Genomic DNA, 17,336 nt, shown 5'->3' with positions numbered 1-17,336 from the left:
CACCCCATGTAGATTTACTCCGAGAAACCGGAAAGAGTATGGACGTTCTCTCCATACTCGCCGTTCGTCTGACAAGGGAGTGCCGATGCACGAGAACTGGCTACAGCTTCTCCTGGCCGAGGCATCCACCGAGGAACTGATCGAGCATCGCGATCAATTGGCCGCCGGGTCAGCCCCGGAGGCCGCTGCCGAGATCGAGCGAGAAGCCCGATCGGCGCTTCAACTACGAAGTCTCCTGGCTCAGCGCCGACAGCGCGCCACCGAACTGGGGGCGCTCAACGACATCGCGTCGCTGCTCACCACGATGCACGATCACCACGCCCTCCTGCAGGAGATCGTGGATCAGGCCAAACGACTACTCGGCGTCGACCTTTCGTACCTTGCTCTCATTCATGACGACATCTTGATCATCGAAGTCACGAGCGGGGCGTATACGTCGCAGTTGCTCGGCCTCACGGTTCCGTTCCGCGAAGGTCTGATCGGCCGTGTGGTCGAGAACTCCTCTCCTGCTTGGTCTTCGGACTATCGCAACGATCCGTCGTTTGCACACATCGGGCCGGCCGACGACGCAGCACGGGCCGAGAACATGCGCGGCCTGTTGGCCGTGCCACTGACGTTGAACGGCAAGATTCTGGGTGCTCTGTGCGCGTGCAAACGTCAGGAGCGCCGATTCGGCAACGAGGAAGTTGCGTTGCTGTCCGCCCTCGCAGCTCATGCCTCGGTGGCGATCGAGAATGCCCGTTCTCTCGAGCGCTATCGCGCGACGGTTGCAGAAGTGAATGCAGCGAACACCGAACTTGCCGAGCGCACAGCACTTCTCGAACAGACACTGACCTGGGACCGCTCGCTCACACAAGTTGTCCTGCGCGGCGGTGGAGTCCGTGAACTCGTGGAAGAAACCTCGGCGTCGACGGGTTCGCCGGTGTTCTTCGTGACCGGAACATCCGAGATTCCACCGGGATTGCAACGGGTGAGCGAGAGTGTTCGTCGAGTTTTCGACATCTTCGCTGCAGACCGACGCGAGCAGGAAGTGACGCTCATCGTCGGTGAGCAGTTCCTGTTCGCCACCGAAGTGCGCAGTGCCGGTGACCAACTCGGGGTTCTGTTCCTGCTCTCGCGCCGAGAACCCACCGCCGCCATGAGATTGGCACTCGAAAGGTCGGCCCCGGCCATTGCGCTGGCGCTGGTCGGTGAACGGGCGGCCCGGGAAGCCACCCGTCGAGCACGCGACGCATTTCTGGTCGATCTGATCACCAGGCCAGCGCCGACGCCGGCCGAGGTCACCGGCCAGTTCCGCCTGGCCGGGCTCAACCCCGACCGCTCGTACACTGTCGTGGTGGCCCGCCCGGCAGACGCCGTCGACCGTACTCGTCGCAGTATCGAGGAAATTGCATTTCCCTCGGGAACTGTTGTTGCCGAGCATGGTTCACGGGTCATCGCATTGATTCCCGGAATGTCACCGGCAGAGGTCGCGGCGGCGTGGGTGCAGCCGGCGGAGAACCCAACCGTCGGAATCGCCGATCCCGCGGTGGGAGCGGAAGGTCTGGCGCGAGCCTATGTCGAGGCGCAGCACACTGTCGACGTCCTCGAGACGCTCGGGCGGGCCTCACACGTGGAACCGGCAAGTTCACTCGGCATCTACCGAATTCTGCTCAGCCGCACCGGCCGCGAAGAACTGGAAGCACTCACGCAGCGCTCCCTCGGCCCACTCCTCGAGGAGGAGCAGCGACGCGGCGTTCCGCTATTGGACACCCTCGCGTCGTACCTGTCGCACAATTGCAAGCACTCCGCGACCGCCGCAGCGCTCGCGATTCACGCCAACACGCTGTATCAACGCCTCGAATCGATCGACCGGTTGATCGGCACACAGTGGCGTCAGCCGGACCAGGCGCTCGATCTTGCGCTCCTGATCCGGCTGCGCGCCAGTGCGGGGAAACTCGGTCAGATCTGAGCGGGCTTGCTCGATCGCTTGGCCAGAACCACTACAAGGATTGCGGCGCAGAGCATCACGGCGCCCACCACCCACAAACCTGCCTTGGCATTTCCGGTCACATCGGTGAGCCAGCCGGTGATGTACGGAGCGCCGAAGCCCGACGCATTGCCGATCGAGTTGATCATCGCGATACCCGCAGCCGCGCTGGCGCCCGTCAGGAACGTGGTGGGCAGGTACCAGAAGACGGGGAGCGCGCACAGGACGCCGACGGCCGTGAGCGAGACCGCAATCATGACGGTGAACGGTGAATCCAGATACAGCGCAATCGGAATGGATACCGCACCCAGGAGCGTCGGTGCTGCAACGTGCCACATTCGTTCACCCGTCTTGTCGGAATGGCGGCTCCACAGCACCATCGCGACAGCGCCGATCGCGTAGGGGACGGCCACGATCAGACCCGTCTCGACGAGCGAGAAATCAGTATTGAACGTCTGCTTGAATCCCGCGACGATGCTCGGCAGGAAGAAGCTCAAAGCGTAGAGGCCATAGGTGATTCCGAAGTAGACCAGACCGAACCCGATGACGCGGGGATCACGCAGGGTCTTGCCGGCAGACTGGTGACCGGCGTCGCCGAGTTCTTTCTCCTCGTCGGCCATCGACTTCATCAGCCAGGTGCGCTCCTCGAGGGTCAACCACTTGGCGTCGGCGGGACGATCGGTGAGGTAGAACCAGACGACAAATGCCAAGATCACGGCGGGCAGGCCCTCGATCAGGTACATCACGCGCCATCCGGCCAGGCCGAACAGACCGTCGCCGTACTGGATGATGGCGGCCGAGAGCGGGGCGCCGAGCGCCGACGAGAGCGGAAGCGTCAGCAGGAACAAGCCCATCAGGCGTACGCGGTACTTCTTCGGGAACCAGAAGGTCAGGTAGAGAAGAACTCCGGGGAAGAAGCCGGCCTCGGCGATTCCCAGCAGGATGCGCAGGAAGTAGAGGCTGCCCACGTTGGGCACGAATGCCAGCGCAGCGGCGAGGATGCCCCAGGTGAGCATGATGCGCGCGATCCACAGCCGGGCGCCGAAGCGGTGCAGGGCCAGGTTGCTCGGCACCTCGAACAGTAGATAGCCGACGAAGAAGAGTCCGGAGGCGAGGCCGAACATGGTCTCGGTCATCCCGAGGTCGGCGCTCATGGTGAGCTTGGCGAAGGCGATGTTCGTACGATCCAGATAGTTCACGAAATAGAGCAGGATCAGAAAGGGGATCAGCCGTCGCGCTACCTTCTTCACCACGCGAGATTCGATCTCGCTCGGTGCAACCCCACCGTCAGTGGTGGTGCTATCGGTGGAGGTCATGGCAGGGGTACTCCTCGGAAAAGGTCAGCGGTGCTATCAACGAAGTGACTCAAGCCACAGTAGAAGCACCACCGAGCTCAACCTATGTGGACAATCTCTACAGAAGCCGTCCCCGCATGTGCGATTACTCCCGACGATCCGGCAAATGATTCCCGGCAGCCCGACGAACGTCCTTGAACAGTCGAACGCGACAAAACCGTCTGAGCTGCGGGTTTAGAGCTACTGGCATCGAGTCAGTGGCTAGTGTTGTCGGCGAAATAGCCGGAGCAAGTGCGCACGCACCGCATGACTTGAAGGACAGAACATGACGAAGTTGGTTCGGACCACGATGACCCGCCGGTCCTCCACCGCAGTCGCTGCCACCATCGCGGCGGTCGCTTTTTTCACCGCCGCCTGCGGCAGCGACTCCGACAAGACTGACTCGGAAAAGACCGCTACCGGCGCTTCGTCCGCTACGTCCTCGGTCAGCGTCGGTGGGAAGGCACTTGACGCCAAATTCGAGACGAAGTGCGCAAAGGACGGCGGCACGACAGTGATGACACTGCTCGACGCGGAAAATGCGACCTACGGCGTATTGACCGTCTCGGCCATCATCGATGAATCCGGCACGGTTCAGACTGCTGGAATCGCCGGGAGCGAGGGTGGATCGAACGGTCTGCCGTACACCGCCGGATTCGCACCGGGTCTGCCCGGCGGGTCTGCCAGTGCCAAGCAGGACGGCAATACCTTCGTGGTGACGGGCGAGGGAATCGGCGCCCGGGACGGGAGCAACCCGACGGAGACGTCGAGCTTCGAGATCACGTTCGCCTGCGAGTCCGTCATCGGCGGCTGAACGATAGAAGCAGGAGAATCGTGCACCTGTACTCAGGTGCACGATTCTTGCTAGCTGATCCCCAACTGTTCGCGCAGTTGGACGACGCGGAGCACGATGACTCCGATTGTCACCACGGTGACGGCACCAAAAGCGATCCAGCCGATCCGCACTGCTTTCACTCGGTTCTCGCCGGCGCCCAACCACTGCGGGACGTACAGGAAGGCAGCTGCCGTTGCGGCACCGGCCACCAGGCCTCCCGCGTGACCCCAGAACGAGATCCCGGGCAGCGAAATGCTGATGATCACGTTGATCGCGATCACCGAGATGATCGGGATCGGGCTTCGACGCAAACGCAGGAGAAGGACGGCCTGTGCGCCCATGATGCCGAAGATCGCACCCGACGCCCCAGCAGTCCAGGACAGGGCCGTGAGCGAAGAGAACACCGGCTGGAAGGCCATCACCGAGGCGGAACCGCCGAGAAGCGAAACCAGGTAGATGCCGATGTACCGGGAGCGGCCCATCACGATTTCGGTGTCGCGCCCCAGGATGTAGAGCGCGTACATGTTGACCGCGAGATGCAAGATGCCGAAGTGCAGGAACCCGGAGCCGATGAGCCGGAACCAGTCACCGCTGGCGACCAGACCCGGATTGAGTGCCCAGTTCGCGAAGATCGACGAGCCGACCTGATTGTTCATGATGCTTCGCGACTGCGCGAAGGTCGCGAGGAAAGCCAGGACGTTGAGCCCCATCAAGGTGTACGTCACGACCGGGACCGCTCGGGTGGGGCTCACGGTGTTTCCGGCGACGCCCCGAACGGGACGGACATCGCGTTGACCGGCAGCTACACAGTCGACACATTGGTATCCCACCGCCGCCTCGCGAAGGCAGTCCGGGCACGCCGGGCGTCCACAACGATTGCAGGAAAGTGCGGTAGGTCGATCTGGATGGCGGACGCACCGCGGTTGGGGCGGGATGCCCTCACTCGCACCGCCGCCCCAACCGGGGTTCGTCATCTGCTTGTTTTACCTGTTCAGGAGATGGTGATGCTGTTGATCACGACGGGCTCGACCGGACGATCGCCACGATCGACGGCGGTCGAGGAGATAGCGTCGACAACCTTCTTGGAATCGTCGTCGAGAACCTCACCGAAGATGGTGTGGCGACGGTTCAGGTGCGGCGTCGGGCCGGTGGTGATGAAGAACTGCGAGCCGTTGGTTCCCGGGCCTGCGTTAGCCATGGCCAGCAGGTAGGAGCGGTCGAACTGCAGTTCCGGGTGGAACTCGTCACCGAACTTGTAGCCCGGGCCGCCGGTGCCGGTGCCGGTGGGGTCGCCACCCTGGATCATGAAGCCGTCGATGACGCGGTGGAAGATGGCACCGTCGTAGAACGGGCCGGTCTTGGTGCCGGCGGCGTTTGCGGTGGTGTACTCCTTCGAGCCGTCGGCGAGGCCGACGAAGTTCTCGACGGTCTTCGGCGCATGGTTGCCGAACAGAGCGATCTTGATGTCGCCGCGGTTCGTGTGCAGCGTTGCGGTTGCGGTCTGATGAGTTGAAGTCACACCACCATCGTGCCATTGCCGACGTTCTCGCGGATGTCGCCCCGCAAAACTCTCCCTGTCCCCGCCTCCCCGTTGTGGCAAAGTGAAGTCATGACACGAGTGACCGAGTCCCTCAGCACGCAGTTGCCCGACACCTTCGATCACGCGCGCGCCCGCGTCGAGGACACCTTCGACGAGACTGCCGCCTACCTCGAAGAGACAGCGGCTCGTATCAAAGAGTCCGAGGCAGCCGACAACGCTCGCCGCATCGCTGCGGTGGTCGCCACTTCGGTTGCTCGCGGCGCCGGGCAGGTCGGGTTGTTCCTGGGTCGCCAGGGCAAAGTCCTCGCCAAGAAGGGCGTCGAGCGCGCCAAGGCCATCCCCGCCAAGTCCGCGGAACGCACCGAGAAGCCTCGCGGCCGCAAGCGCGTCACCGTGTTCGTCATCGCCGGTGTCGCGGTGATCGGCGGCGCGGTGTTCTTCAAGAGCCGCCGACGCGAACATCCGCCGGTCGCTTCCGCACCCCCTCGCCTCGAGGAGAACTCGGCCGAAAAGACCGCTTAGTCGACATGAGAAAAGCCCCGGAACATATTGCGTTCCGGGGCTTTTCGATGTTCACGTTCAGCAGTTGGACGGTGCCGGGACGTTGTTGAAGCGATCGATCATGTACCCGACGGATTCGGGGGTGCCCACCAGGTACGGCGTCGCGTGATTGATTGCCAAGCCCGGAATGATCGGGGGCAGCTCGTTGACGGAGAACTGCACCGTTGCGCCCTTACCGCACCAGTCTCGCGCCAGTTGCTGTCCCTGGCCGAACGGAACGATGTCATCGGAGCGGCCATGCTGAATCAGCACGGGCGACTCCGGCGTCAGCTTGCCGATCTTCTGCTCGTCGAGGATCGCCTGCGCCATGGGCAGACGGGCCAGAACCGCGGACAGTGATTCACCGGAATTGGTGAAGCTCGACGACTGCTGGAAGCCGAACTGCAATCCACTTTCGGCGACGCACTGGTTCTTGGTGGCGGCCAACATCTGTCGGCCACGATCGTTGATCTCGGCGTCGAGCAGCGGCTGAACCTCGGGGTACTGCGCAAGGATCCCGTTGAGCGCGTAGCCGATCACTCCGGTGAGGAACGTGCCGTCGACCTGCTGCAGCGTCGCCGCCAGATCGGCGGGCGGTGCACCTGCGTAGGTGCCCTTGAGATCAAGCTCGGGAGCGTACGACGGCTTCAATTCCGTTGCGGCAGCGGCAGCTCCTCCACCTTGCGAGTAACCCCACAGTCCGACGGGGCCGTCGGCAGGGATGCTCGTGTTCGGGAGTTGCTGCGCGGCGCGCACCGAGTCCAGAACCGCGTGTGCTTCGGCTTCACGGTTGACGTAGGTGTGATCGCCCGGAGTCCCGAGGCCCTCGTAATCGGTGACTACGACGGCAATGCCGTTGAGCAGCAACGTGTTCACCCAGATGGACTCGTAGCCGACCATGACGTCCGTCGGGAACTGGTACTCGATGCCGGTGTTGAACAGCTTGGACGGTGCGCACTGATCGCCCTGTCCGTGCGTTCCCACCGCTGCGGCAACCAGTGGACGCGCCCCCTGCCCGGTCCACGGATTCGACGGTTCGAGATAGGTGCCCGTCACGGCAACGGGGGCACCCTTGGCGTCCTCGCTTCGGTACATGATCTTGGTGGCGGTTGCCGGCCATGCACCATTCGATCCGGGCACGCTCAGCAGCAGTGGTGACGGCTCACTCTTGATGAGATCTCCGTTGGCACCGTCCGGGAGCTCGGACGGCGGCGTGTAGAAATCCGCCGGTTCAGCCATTGCGGCGGGGGCCGTCACAGCACCCATGACCAGTGCTGCGACGGAGACCCCGGCCGCCCACCATGCTCTGCTCTTCACGTTTCGATCTCCCCACGTTCGCCTGCGCTGTGACTTGGCACACAGCGAACGCAGAGTAACACATACCTCACGTAACACTTTTTCGTGAGGTTTTCGCCTTAAGAGGCTGTATTACAACCGTTTACGACTACTTCGTGGGCTCCAGATTGGTGGTCAGCAGCGCACGAAGCTTGTCGGTATCAGCCGAGGTCCAGGCCTCGGGATGCAGGATCTTGGCCCACATGTCCGCTGCATCCTCGCCGTAATTGTGACCATGCCCGGACGGGACGTCCGCCGAGAAGACCATGTCGAGGGTGACCTGCCAGAAGGTCACGAGAGGCACCCACGTCATTCCCGGATCCACGTCGCGGCCCAGCGGTTCCTTGAGCCAATCCGGCTTGTTGAGCAGCAGGTCGAAGGACCACCACGTGATCGGGTCGCTGGCGTGCTGCCAGTACACGATGCGATCGTCGTCCCAATCCGACTTCAGCTCCAGATCCTCCGGATCACCGGCAAACCGAATGGCGCGTCCACCGTCGATCACCGGCAGAATTTCCTTCGACCCCGAGTCGCGACTGTCCGTGATTTCCTGCCATTGGGCAGTGAAGTTGGGGGTTCCGACCCACAGTGCGCCGTCGACGCGCGTCATCATGTCCTGGGCGCCGGCAAATGCGGCCTGGCCACCGTAGGAGCCAAGGCTCTCACCGAAGACAACCAGCTCCGGCCGCGTCTCCACGGGCAGGTCGATCCACTTGGCGTAGACCGCGTTGAAGAGTGCCCGCCCGGCGATCATCGGCGTCTCGCGGTCTGCGATGAAGGCCAACGGACTCGGAAGGAACGAGTACTGCATCGACGCGATCGCCGTGTCGCCGCCCTCGACGTACTCGAACGCCGACGCGACGTCCTCGTTCACCCAACCACGACCGGTGGTCGTCACGACTGCGAGAGTTCCGCGGTCGAAGCCGCCTGTGCGCTCCAACTCGTCGACGACGCGCTCTGCAACACCGTTGATCGAGTCCGAGGATTCACGTCCGGCGTACACGCGGATGGGTTGTTTCGCTTCACGTCCGGTCAGCGCAGAGATCTCGGCTGCGGTGGGACCGCTGCCCATGAAGGTGCGCCCCTCCTGGCCCAGGGAATCCCAGGCTTCCGCCGACATCGGCGAACCACTGCGCTCGGCGATCATGGGTTGCTCGACGCCGTCCGGTGTTTCGTGATCGGCACCGGAGAAACTCCAGTTCGCGAAGGCAATCAACCCGTTGTACAGCGCACCGTTCACGATGAAGATGCCGAGCGCGAAGATGACGATCAAACTGCCGACCTTCGCCGCCTCGAGGGGAACGAACCGAAGTGCGACTGCGGTGAGCTTGTTGGTGGTGAACCGAAGACCGCGACCGGCCTCGAGCAGGATGAACCAGATGCCGAGCGAAATCATAAGCACCAGAAGGTAATTCGCCTGATTGGCGCGGGGAGCTTCGACAAGATCCCGGACGATCTGCTGCCACCACGAACCGAGGACCAAGAACGTCGGAACAAGAATGACGGCCGCGGCCAACAGGACTCGCCAGCCGATCTTCTTGGTGCGATCCGACCACTGCGGTTCGACGCCGCACTTGCGGATCATCCAGGCAACCGTCACGCCGACGCCGTATCCCATCGCGAGCGAGATGCCTGTCGCAACGCCCTGCAGGTACCACGCGCGCGGCAACAGGGAGGGACTCATCGACCAGGTGAAGAAGACCAGAGCAAAGGCAAGCCCGACCGGATGCAGCGTCTTGCAATAGAGGCGCAGCCGTTCCCACACACGTTTCATGCCGGAATCGTATGCGCCCCGTGCCCGAATAAGGTCACGAGGCGCACACGCGTCCAGTCTGTTTACGGGGCGAAGCGCAAAATCGCGGCAACTGCGCCGCCGCCCGGAATGTCCTCTGCGCGTACAGCGAGTACCCGAGCACCCGTCAGGAGCGCACGACGAGCGATCTCGTCGACGACCCCGTAGGTGCTTCCGTTGGTCGACTCGCCGGTCGTGAGAGCGCCCGTCTGGGGATCGAGACTTCCGGGTACGACGGAATCGATGTCGATGAAAACGGTGTCGACCTGGCCGTAGGTCGCGGCGGTGGCCACGTCGGCTACGTCGGTTTGAGTGCGTCCCTGTTCGGTGCGCACGTTGAAGGTGTCACGCACCGCCGCGAGCTGCTCGGCGTGGAAATCGTCGAGCGCAGGACGCGAACCGTCCGCCACTTCCTGCGTCGACAAGGCTTCCGGGTTTCCCTCGACGGTTTTGTCGACCAGGTGGCGGTACGAGTTCACGGAGCGGTACACCGACGCGATGGGTTCCGCAGCAGCCAGGATCAAGGGGACGTCACGGCCGGCGAGCACACCGCGAACCTCGTGATCGACTGCGCGGGCGTACTGATTTACGCGCAGCTTTCGGCTGTCCGAACCCGAGAGCCGACCGGCTTCAGTTCGGCTGTTGATCGAGGACTTACCCGCGTGATCCGCAGCGTTCTTCGGCATTCCCTGAACACGAACCTCGTCAGCCGGTTGATCGGCGGCGATCTCGATCAATCGCACCGAACCTTCGGCGAGAGCGAGAACAAACGCCGTCTGGGGGAAGGTCACCGAACGGAGCAGAGGCTTGAGATGAAACCGATCGCTGACCGTTTTGAGCGCCTGCAGACGGTTGGGGAGGCGGAAGGTCACCAGACGCTCCGGCGTCGCGTACGTGACCAATGAGCGCGACTGGAAGCGCCAGAAATCGTCGTCGTCGTCGAGCTCTGCATATTCGGCCTCGAACAGTTTGCGCTCGGCCGGATCCTCCACCGACGCGAGTGCCGAGCGGACCTGGTCCTTGAAGGCGATGCGCGCTTTGTCGTGATCCTGCGGCGCATCTTCAGTCGGAGTCACGATGGTGATGCAGGTGGGCCCTTCCACCTCCGCGAGTGCGGCAATTTCACCGTGGCTGGGAATGTCGTTGTGAAGCACTACGAACCTCCTGAAATTGGGTTCTCCTCACGCTACGCCCGGCTGGTTATGACCACTAGACTTTCCGGAGAATTCGGGACGAACGGTCCATAGTGGGCGCGGTTCTAGCCACCCCACTCCGAGCGAACGGCATGTTCATCGCCTCCAGTGCGCCGAAAGTGCCGTTCGCTCAAAAGGGGGAGGGCCACGAGACCGTCGGTGGGTCGACAAACAGAGGGTCGACAAACGGCGGGTGGAGATACAAAAACACCCTCCCGGATCCCGGGAGGGTGTTTTCTTACTGTGGAGCCTAGGAGATTCGAACTCCTGACATCTGCCTTGCAAAGGCAGCGCTCTACCAACTGAGCTAAGGCCCCGTTCGGTTTTCTGACCGGAGTCAGAGTACCTAGGTTCTATCCTGTTTCCAAATCGTGCCAAACCTTGTCTCCGCGCTGACTTTTGATCAGCTTGGTGACCCCGAGAGCTACCAGAATTCCGGCCCCGACAAGCAGGAAAACCTTCATTCCAGCAACCCTTCTTCGGCACATGGGAGTGGGCCTAGGAGGACTTGAACCTCCGACCTCTTCATTATCAGTAAAGCGCTCTAACCACCTGAGCTATAGGCCCCTGAACCGATTCCAAAGATTACCCCACCGGGCCGCTGACACCAAAACGGGCCCGGCGGAGCAATGTTTTCGCAGGTCAGTCGCGGTCGGCGAGAGTTACCTCGACGCCGCCAACCAGGTCGCTGCAGAGGTTGTAGATGAACGATCCGATCGTGACGAGCGCCGTGAAAAGCACCATGTTCGCGATACCGATCAGCGCGGCGTAGCCGAACACCTGGCCGGCCGTCACCAGACCGTCCGAGCCGCCGTCGGCAACGATGTCGGTGAACGCGTTGTTCAGGCGATCCCAGACGCCCATACCGTCGAGGACGACGTAGAGCAGTCCGACGGCCACCATCCACACGAAGAACAGCGACACCGAGATCACGGAGGTGATCTTGAGCGTGGACCACGGGTCGATCCGACGGATCTGGACCGTTGCGCGCAGCGGCGCACCGTCGACGACCGAAGCCGGTCCGGCGTGAGTTTTCTCACCCTTCACCGCAGCAGGCAACGGATGCTTGGCCTCGGAGAGGTCAGGCATGTCCTTCGGCAGATCCTTACGATCGATGTGCCGGGTGGGCCCGTCGATCGCTGCGGCTTTTGCTTTCGGATTTGCAGCCCTCGGATCTGCGCCCGCGGGTGCAACTGCCTTGGCTGCGACCGTCGGCGCGTTGCTCTTGGCGGCTGCCGCACCGGCGATACCACCGGTAGCTGCAGCCGCTGCCGTTCCTGTCACGACGGGACGTGCCGGCTGCGCACCGGTGGGTCGGCCCGATTGCGGCTGTCCCTTCGGTGCGGGAGATTTAGCCGGGCCACTCTGCGCCGGGCCACCCTGCGCCGGACCGGCCGCGGCAGGACGCTGCGGACCCGTAGGCGGCTTACCCCCGGCCGGAGCTGCCGGTCGACCCGCAGGGGCACCAGCGCCGGCAGGGCGCGTGATGTTGGTCTGCGGCTGACTTTGCGGAACCTGGTTCTGCGGTGCCGGAGCCTTGACTGGGTTCTGAACAGCCGGGTTCTGAGCACTCGGGTTCTGAGCAGGAGCCTTCGGCGCCTGAGACGGCTGACCCTGGGGCTGGCCTGACGGCTGGGGTCCGCGCTGCCACGGCGGTGCCTGGCTGCCACGAGCCTGATTGGCAACCGGTTGCGGCGGAGCCTGACCATCACCCTTCGCCGGAGTTACCGGCGCAGCCGGAGCCACAGAAGGAGCAGAAGGAGCCTGTCCCTTGGCCGCACCCGCAGCCTCGGGAGCCGCAGCCGCCGGCTTCTGAGCCGAATCCGACGGGCCGCGAGGCGGCTCCGGTGCCTTGGGCGCCGGAGCTGCCTCGGAAGCTTTGGGTCCGCCGTCCGCTGGAGCTGCAGGTTTCGAGGTCTGCGGCCCCGCCGGAGCAGTTGCCTGCTCCGGCTTCGGTGGCACCTGACCTGAAGGGCTTTCGCTCTTCCGGTCACTGCCCGGCTGGTTGGGAGTGCTCACTAGGACTCCTTAGCTCCATCGGCATTGTCTGCGTTGTCGGTGGTCTCTGCAGCGAGCTCTTCGGGCTCGTCGGCGTTGCGCGCAATCGCGAGCAGTGTGTCGCCTTCGCCGAGGTTCATCAGACGCACGCCCTTGGTCTGGCGTCCCGCCTTACGAACCTGCTTGGCAGCCGTCCTGATGACGCCGCCGCCCGAGGTGATCGCGTACAGCTCGTCGTCGTCGTCGACGATGAGCGCACCGACCAGAGTGCCACGTTTCTTGTCGTACTGAATCGTGAGTACACCCTTGCCGCCGCGACCCTGCACCGGGTAATCCTCCATGCCGGTTCGCTTGGAGTAACCGCCCGAGGTGGCGACCAGGAGGAACGTTCCTTCACGAACGACGTTGAGCGAAAGCAGCTCGTCGTCGCCGTTGAAACGCATGCCCTGGACACCGGAAGTGGCGCGGCCCATCGGACGCAGTGCCTCGTCGGTGGCAGAGAAGCGGATCGACTGGCCCTGTGCCGAGACCAGGAGCAGGTCGTCGTCGGCGGAGCAGAGAACAGCGCCGACCAGTTCGTCCTCACCACGCAGGTTGATGGCGACGATGCCACCGCTGCGATTGGAGTCGAAGTCGGTGAGCTTGGACTTCTTGACCAGACCGTTGCGAGTGGCGAGCACCAGGTATGGCGCGTCTTCGTACGTCTTGATCTGGATGACGGACTGGATGCGCTCGTCCGGCTGGAAGGCCAGCAGGTTGGCAACGTGCTGGCCGCGAGCGGTACGGCTCGCCTCGGGCAGCTCGTAAGCCTTCGCGCGGTAGACGCGGCCCTTCGTGGTGAAGAACAGCAGCCAGTCGTGCGTCGAGGTGACGAAGAAGTGCGAGACGATGTCGTCCTGCTTGAGGCCGGCACCCTGAACACCCTTGCCGCCGCGCTTCTGCGAGCGGTAGAGATCGGTCTTGGTGCGCTTGGCGTAGCCGGTCTCGGTGATCGTGACGACAACGTCTTCGCGGGCGATCAGATCCTCGTCGTTGACGTCTCCGTCGGCGGCGATGATGCGGGTACGACGGTCGTCGCCGTACTTGTCGACGATTTCCTTGAGCTCGTCACGAACGATCGCGCGCTGACGCTCCGGGCGAGCCAGAATGTCTTCGAGGTCCGCGATTTCGAGTTCGATCTCGGCCAACTCGTCGACGATCTTCTGACGCTCGAGGGCGGCCAGACGACGCAACTGCATTCCGAGGATGGCGTCGGCCTGGATCTCGTCGACGTCGAGGAGCTCCATCAATCCGGCGCGAGCGATGTCGACGGTCTGCGACGCACGGATCAAGGCGATGACCTCGTCCAGAGCGTCGAGGGCCTTGACCAGACCGCGCAGGATGTGGGCGCGCTCCTGTGCCTTGCGAAGCAGGTACCTGGTACGACGAACGATGACCTCGAGCTGATGCGCCGTGTACAGACGGATCATCTGGTCGAGGCGCAGCGTGCGCGGCACTCCGTCGACGATGGAGAGCATGTTGCAGCCGAAGCTGGTCTGCAGCTGGGTGTGCTTGTAAAGGTTGTTCAGCACGACCTTGGCAACGGCGTCACGCTTGACGGTGACGACGATGCGCATGCCGACGCGGTCCGAGGACTCGTCGTGGATGTCGGAGATGCCACCGATCTTGGCGTCACGAACCTGCTCGGCGATGGAGGTGATCAGGTTGTCCGGGTTGACCTGGTAGGGCAGCTCAGTGATGACGATCGTGGTGCGGCCCTTGGCATCTTCTTCGATCTCGACGACGCCGCGCATACGAACGGAGCCACGGCCGGTGGTGTAGGCGTCCTGGATGCCCTGTCCACCGACGATGAGCCCGTGCGTCGGGAAGTCGGGTCCCTTGATGCGCTCCATGACGGCCGCGAGGGTGGCTTCCTCGTCCGCTTCGAAGTTGTCGAGCGCCCAGTAGATGGCCTCGGCAACTTCACGCAGGTTGTGCGGCGGAATGTTGGTGGCCATACCGACGGCGATGCCGTTGGAACCGTTGATCAGAAGGTTCGGGATACGGCTGGGCAGAACCGTCGGTTCCTGCGTCTTGCCGTCGTAGTTCGGGGTGAAATCGACTGTCTCGTGGTCGATTTCGCGCAGCATTTCCATCGCGAGCGGCGTGAGCCTGCACTCGGTGTAACGCATGGCGGCTGCGCCGTCGTTGCCGCGGGAACCGAAGTTTCCCTGACCGTCGACGAGCGGGTAACGCAGTGACCACGGCTGGGCCATACGGACCAACGTGTCGTAGATCGAGGAGTCGCCGTGGGGGTGGTAGTTACCCATGGTCTCGGCGACCGGTCGGGCAGACTTCACGTATCCGCGGTCTGGGCGATATCCGTTGTCGTACATCGCGTAGAGCACGCGGCGGTGCACCGGCTTCAGTCCGTCGCGGACATCCGGCAGAGCGCGACCGACGATGACGCTCATGGCGTAGTCGATGTAGCTGTTCTGCATTTCCTGCTGGATGTCGACCGGTTCGATCCGGTCGTGTTGCGGACCGTCCGGTGGCAACGTGGTGTCGGTCATGAGCTCACTTTCTTAAAAGAGGGGGCAAGCCCCTGTGCGCGGAAAGGGAGTCCAGGGACTCCTCAACCGCGCACAGGGCTGCAGGCCCTACACGTCGAGGAAACGAACGTCCCGGGCATTGCGGGTGATGAAGCTGCGTCGTGCTTCGACGTCTTCGCCCATCAGCACGCTGAACAGCTCGTCGGCAGCAGCCGCGTCGTCGAGCGTGACGAGACGCAGAACGCGCACCGTCGGGTCCATCGTGGTTTCCCACAGCTCCTTGGCGTTCATCTCGCCGAGGCCTTTGTAGCGCTGGATGCCGTCGTCCTTGTTGATCTTCTTGCCGGACTCGAGGCCGGCCTTGACCATCGCGTCGCGCTCGCGGTCGGAGTACGCGAATTCCGGCTGCGCACCCTTCTGCCACTTGAGCTTGTACAGCGGCGGCTGCGCGAGGTAGACCTTGCCGTGCTCGACGAGCGGCCGCATGAAGCGGAACAGCAGCGTGAGCAGCAGCGTTGCGATGTGCTGACCGTCGACGTCGGCGTCGGCCATGAGCACGATCTTGTGATAGCGCAGCTTGGCGATGTCGAACTCGTCGTGGATGCCCGTGCCGAACGCGGTGATGATCGACTGGACTTCGGTGTTCTTGAGGACGCGATCGATACGCGCCTTCTCGACGTTGATGATCTTGCCGCGAAGCGGGAGGATCGCCTGGTACATCGAGTCTCGGCCGGACTTGGCCGAGCCGCCTGCGGAGTCGCCCTCCACGATGTAGATCTCGGACTTCTCCGGATCGTTGGAGCGGCAATCGGCGAGCTTGCCTGGCAGGCCACCGAGGTCGGTCGCGCTCTTACGACGGACCAGCTCACGCGCCTTACGTGCGGCGACGCGGGCCTGCGCCGACGAAACAGCCTTGTTCACAATGGTTTTCGCGTCGGCGGGGTTCGCCTCGAACCAGTGCGCGAGGTGTTCGTTGCACGCCTTCTGCACGAAGGACTTGACCTCGGTGTTGCCGAGCTTGGTCTTGGTCTGACCCTCGAACTGGGGTTCACCGACCTTCACCGAGATGATGGCCGCGAGTCCCTCACGGATGTCGTCACCGGTGAGCTTGGGATCCTTGTCCTTGAGCAGCTTCTTCTCGAGCGCGTACTTGTTGACCGTTGCGGTCAATGCGGCGCGGAAGCCCTCTTCGTGGGTACCACCCTCGTGGGTGTTGATCGTGTTGGCGAAGGTGTGCACGGACTCCGAGTAGCCGGAGTTCCACTGCATCGCGACCTCGAGCTCGTGGCCGGTGCCCTTGGCGGTGAATCCCACGACCGAGTTGTGGATCGGGGTCTTGCTCTTGTTGATGTGCCGGACGTAGTCCTCGAGTCCACCGGGGTAGTGGTAGATGCGAGTCTTGGACTTACGCGGCGCTGCCTGAGCAGCTTCTTCGGCTTCTTCGGCAGCAGACTTGGGAGCCTCGGCCACCTCGGCAGCTTCGTCGTCGATGACCTCGGCGCGCTCGTCGGTCAGCGTGATGGTCAGGCCCTTGTTGAGGAAGGCCATTTCCTGCAGACGACGCGCAACGGTCTCGAAGTTGTAGCGGGTGGTCTCGAAGATCTCGGGATCGGCCCAGAAACTGACGGTGGTGCCGGTCTCCTTCGTCGGGTCGCCCTGTACGAGCTCTCCCGGCTTGGAATCGGTGTACGTCTGCTGCCACCGGTAGCCGTCGACCTTGATGTCGACGTCGAGTCGGGTGGAGAGCGCGTTGACCACCGAGATACCGACGCCGTGCAGACCACCGGAGACGGCGTAGGAGTCGGAGTCGAACTTGCCGCCGGCGTGCAGTTGGGTCAGCACGACCTCGACGGTGGGTACTCCGGAGGCGTGCATGCCGACCGGGATGCCACGGCCGTCGTCGATGACGCGGATTCCGCCGTCTTCGAGGAGGGTGACCTCGACCTTGGTGGCGTGTCCGGCCATCGCCTCGTCGACCGAGTTGTCGACGACCTCCCAAATGAGGTGGTGCAGGCCGCGTTCACCGGTGGAACCGATGTACATGCCTGGACGCTTACGTACCGCCTCGAGTCCCTCGAGGACGGTGATGGACGACGCGTTGTAGTCCTTGCTGGAAGTGCTTGTATCTGACTTCTGGGCAGCCACGGGTGGGTAGCTCTCCTTCTCCGTCAATACTCGAGCGCAGCCGTCAGCAAGCCCTTGCGGGTGTCGTCGGAGCGGGTTCGAGAATGTTGCCGCTAGTTACCGTTGACCATCTTACTGGTAAGCA

At 63.2% G+C, this 17,336-nt stretch carries 12 protein-coding genes and 2 tRNA genes; 3 read left to right on the top strand and 11 right to left on the bottom strand.

What is annotated here, in order from left to right:
• The first annotated feature begins 85 nt into the window (after positions 1–85).
• A complete protein-coding gene (locus I7X09_RS13145; protein WP_166810388.1) occupies positions 86–1,951 on the top strand; it encodes a helix-turn-helix domain-containing protein in 1,866 nt (621 codons plus the stop codon).
• Here I7X09_RS13145 and I7X09_RS13140 read toward each other — a convergent pair.
• On the bottom strand, positions 1,942–3,285 hold the full coding sequence (locus I7X09_RS13140; RefSeq protein ID WP_095969324.1) for an MFS transporter: 1,344 nt from the start codon (positions 3,283–3,285) through the stop codon (positions 1,942–1,944). The two genes, I7X09_RS13145 and I7X09_RS13140, sit on opposite strands and share 10 nt — an antisense overlap.
• Before the next feature lie 304 nt (positions 3,286–3,589).
• Here I7X09_RS13140 and I7X09_RS13135 point away from each other — a divergent pair, with 304 nt between their 5' ends.
• Complete coding sequence (locus I7X09_RS13135) at positions 3,590–4,117, top strand: lipoprotein LpqH (RefSeq protein ID WP_095969323.1); 528 nt, start codon at positions 3,590–3,592, stop codon at positions 4,115–4,117.
• Between the two features lie 50 nt (positions 4,118–4,167).
• Here I7X09_RS13135 and I7X09_RS13130 read toward each other — a convergent pair whose 3' ends face one another.
• Positions 4,168–5,112, bottom strand: a complete 945-nt coding sequence (locus I7X09_RS13130) for a rhomboid family intramembrane serine protease (protein ID WP_200317192.1) — start codon at positions 5,110–5,112, stop codon at positions 4,168–4,170.
• Between the two features lie 17 nt (positions 5,113–5,129).
• Positions 5,130–5,657: a peptidylprolyl isomerase gene (locus tag I7X09_RS13125; RefSeq protein ID WP_007729190.1), complete on the bottom strand. Its 528-nt coding sequence runs from the start codon at positions 5,655–5,657 to the stop codon at positions 5,130–5,132.
• 90 nt (positions 5,658–5,747) lie between these two features.
• Here I7X09_RS13125 and I7X09_RS13120 point away from each other — a divergent pair, with 90 nt between their 5' ends.
• The gene (locus I7X09_RS13120; protein WP_206029279.1) at positions 5,748–6,200 is read left to right on the top strand and encodes a hypothetical protein; all 453 of its coding nucleotides are present in this window, start codon (positions 5,748–5,750) and stop codon (positions 6,198–6,200) included.
• 57 nt (positions 6,201–6,257) lie between these two features.
• Here I7X09_RS13120 and I7X09_RS13115 read toward each other — a convergent pair whose 3' ends face one another.
• The 8 genes from I7X09_RS13115 to gyrB form a co-directional block, all read right to left on the bottom strand.
• Positions 6,258–7,535 (bottom strand): lipase family protein, encoded by a 1,278-nt coding sequence (locus tag I7X09_RS13115; RefSeq protein ID WP_095969319.1) that lies wholly within the window; start codon positions 7,533–7,535, stop codon positions 6,258–6,260.
• A gap of 127 nt (positions 7,536–7,662) precedes the next feature.
• Positions 7,663–9,327 carry an alpha/beta hydrolase gene (locus tag I7X09_RS13110; protein WP_200317189.1) on the bottom strand — a complete coding sequence of 555 codons (1,665 nt, stop codon included), beginning with the start codon at positions 9,325–9,327 and terminating at the stop codon, positions 7,663–7,665.
• 62 nt (positions 9,328–9,389) lie between these two features.
• Entirely contained in the window at positions 9,390–10,499 is a 1,110-nt protein-coding gene (locus I7X09_RS13105; RefSeq protein ID WP_200317187.1) for a baeRF11 domain-containing protein, read from the bottom strand.
• A 283-nt stretch (positions 10,500–10,782) separates the two neighbouring features.
• Positions 10,783–10,855, bottom strand: a tRNA-Ala gene (locus tag I7X09_RS13100).
• 176 nt (positions 10,856–11,031) lie between these two features.
• A tRNA-Ile gene (locus tag I7X09_RS13095) sits at positions 11,032–11,105 on the bottom strand.
• A 75-nt stretch (positions 11,106–11,180) separates the two neighbouring features.
• A complete protein-coding gene (locus tag I7X09_RS13090) occupies positions 11,181–12,557 on the bottom strand; it encodes a DUF3566 domain-containing protein (RefSeq protein WP_200317185.1) in 1,377 nt (458 codons plus the stop codon).
• Positions 12,557–15,088, bottom strand: coding sequence for a DNA gyrase subunit A (gyrA, locus tag I7X09_RS13085; protein WP_095969316.1), 2,532 nt, complete (start codon positions 15,086–15,088; stop codon positions 12,557–12,559). Before gyrA ends, I7X09_RS13090 begins: the two co-directional genes overlap by 1 nt.
• A gap of 87 nt (positions 15,089–15,175) precedes the next feature.
• Positions 15,176–17,212, bottom strand: coding sequence for a DNA topoisomerase (ATP-hydrolyzing) subunit B (gene gyrB / locus I7X09_RS13080; RefSeq protein WP_003942515.1), 2,037 nt, complete (start codon positions 17,210–17,212; stop codon positions 15,176–15,178).
• Positions 17,213–17,336 lie beyond the last annotated feature (124 nt).

It is taken from the genome of Rhodococcus sp. P-2 (assembly GCF_016598535.1).
In the GTDB taxonomy this organism is placed as follows: domain Bacteria; phylum Actinomycetota; class Actinomycetes; order Mycobacteriales; family Mycobacteriaceae; genus Rhodococcus_F; species Rhodococcus_F baikonurensis.
The sequence above is the reverse complement of the archived record's forward strand: the minus strand, read 5'-3'. Positions and strand labels throughout refer to the sequence as shown.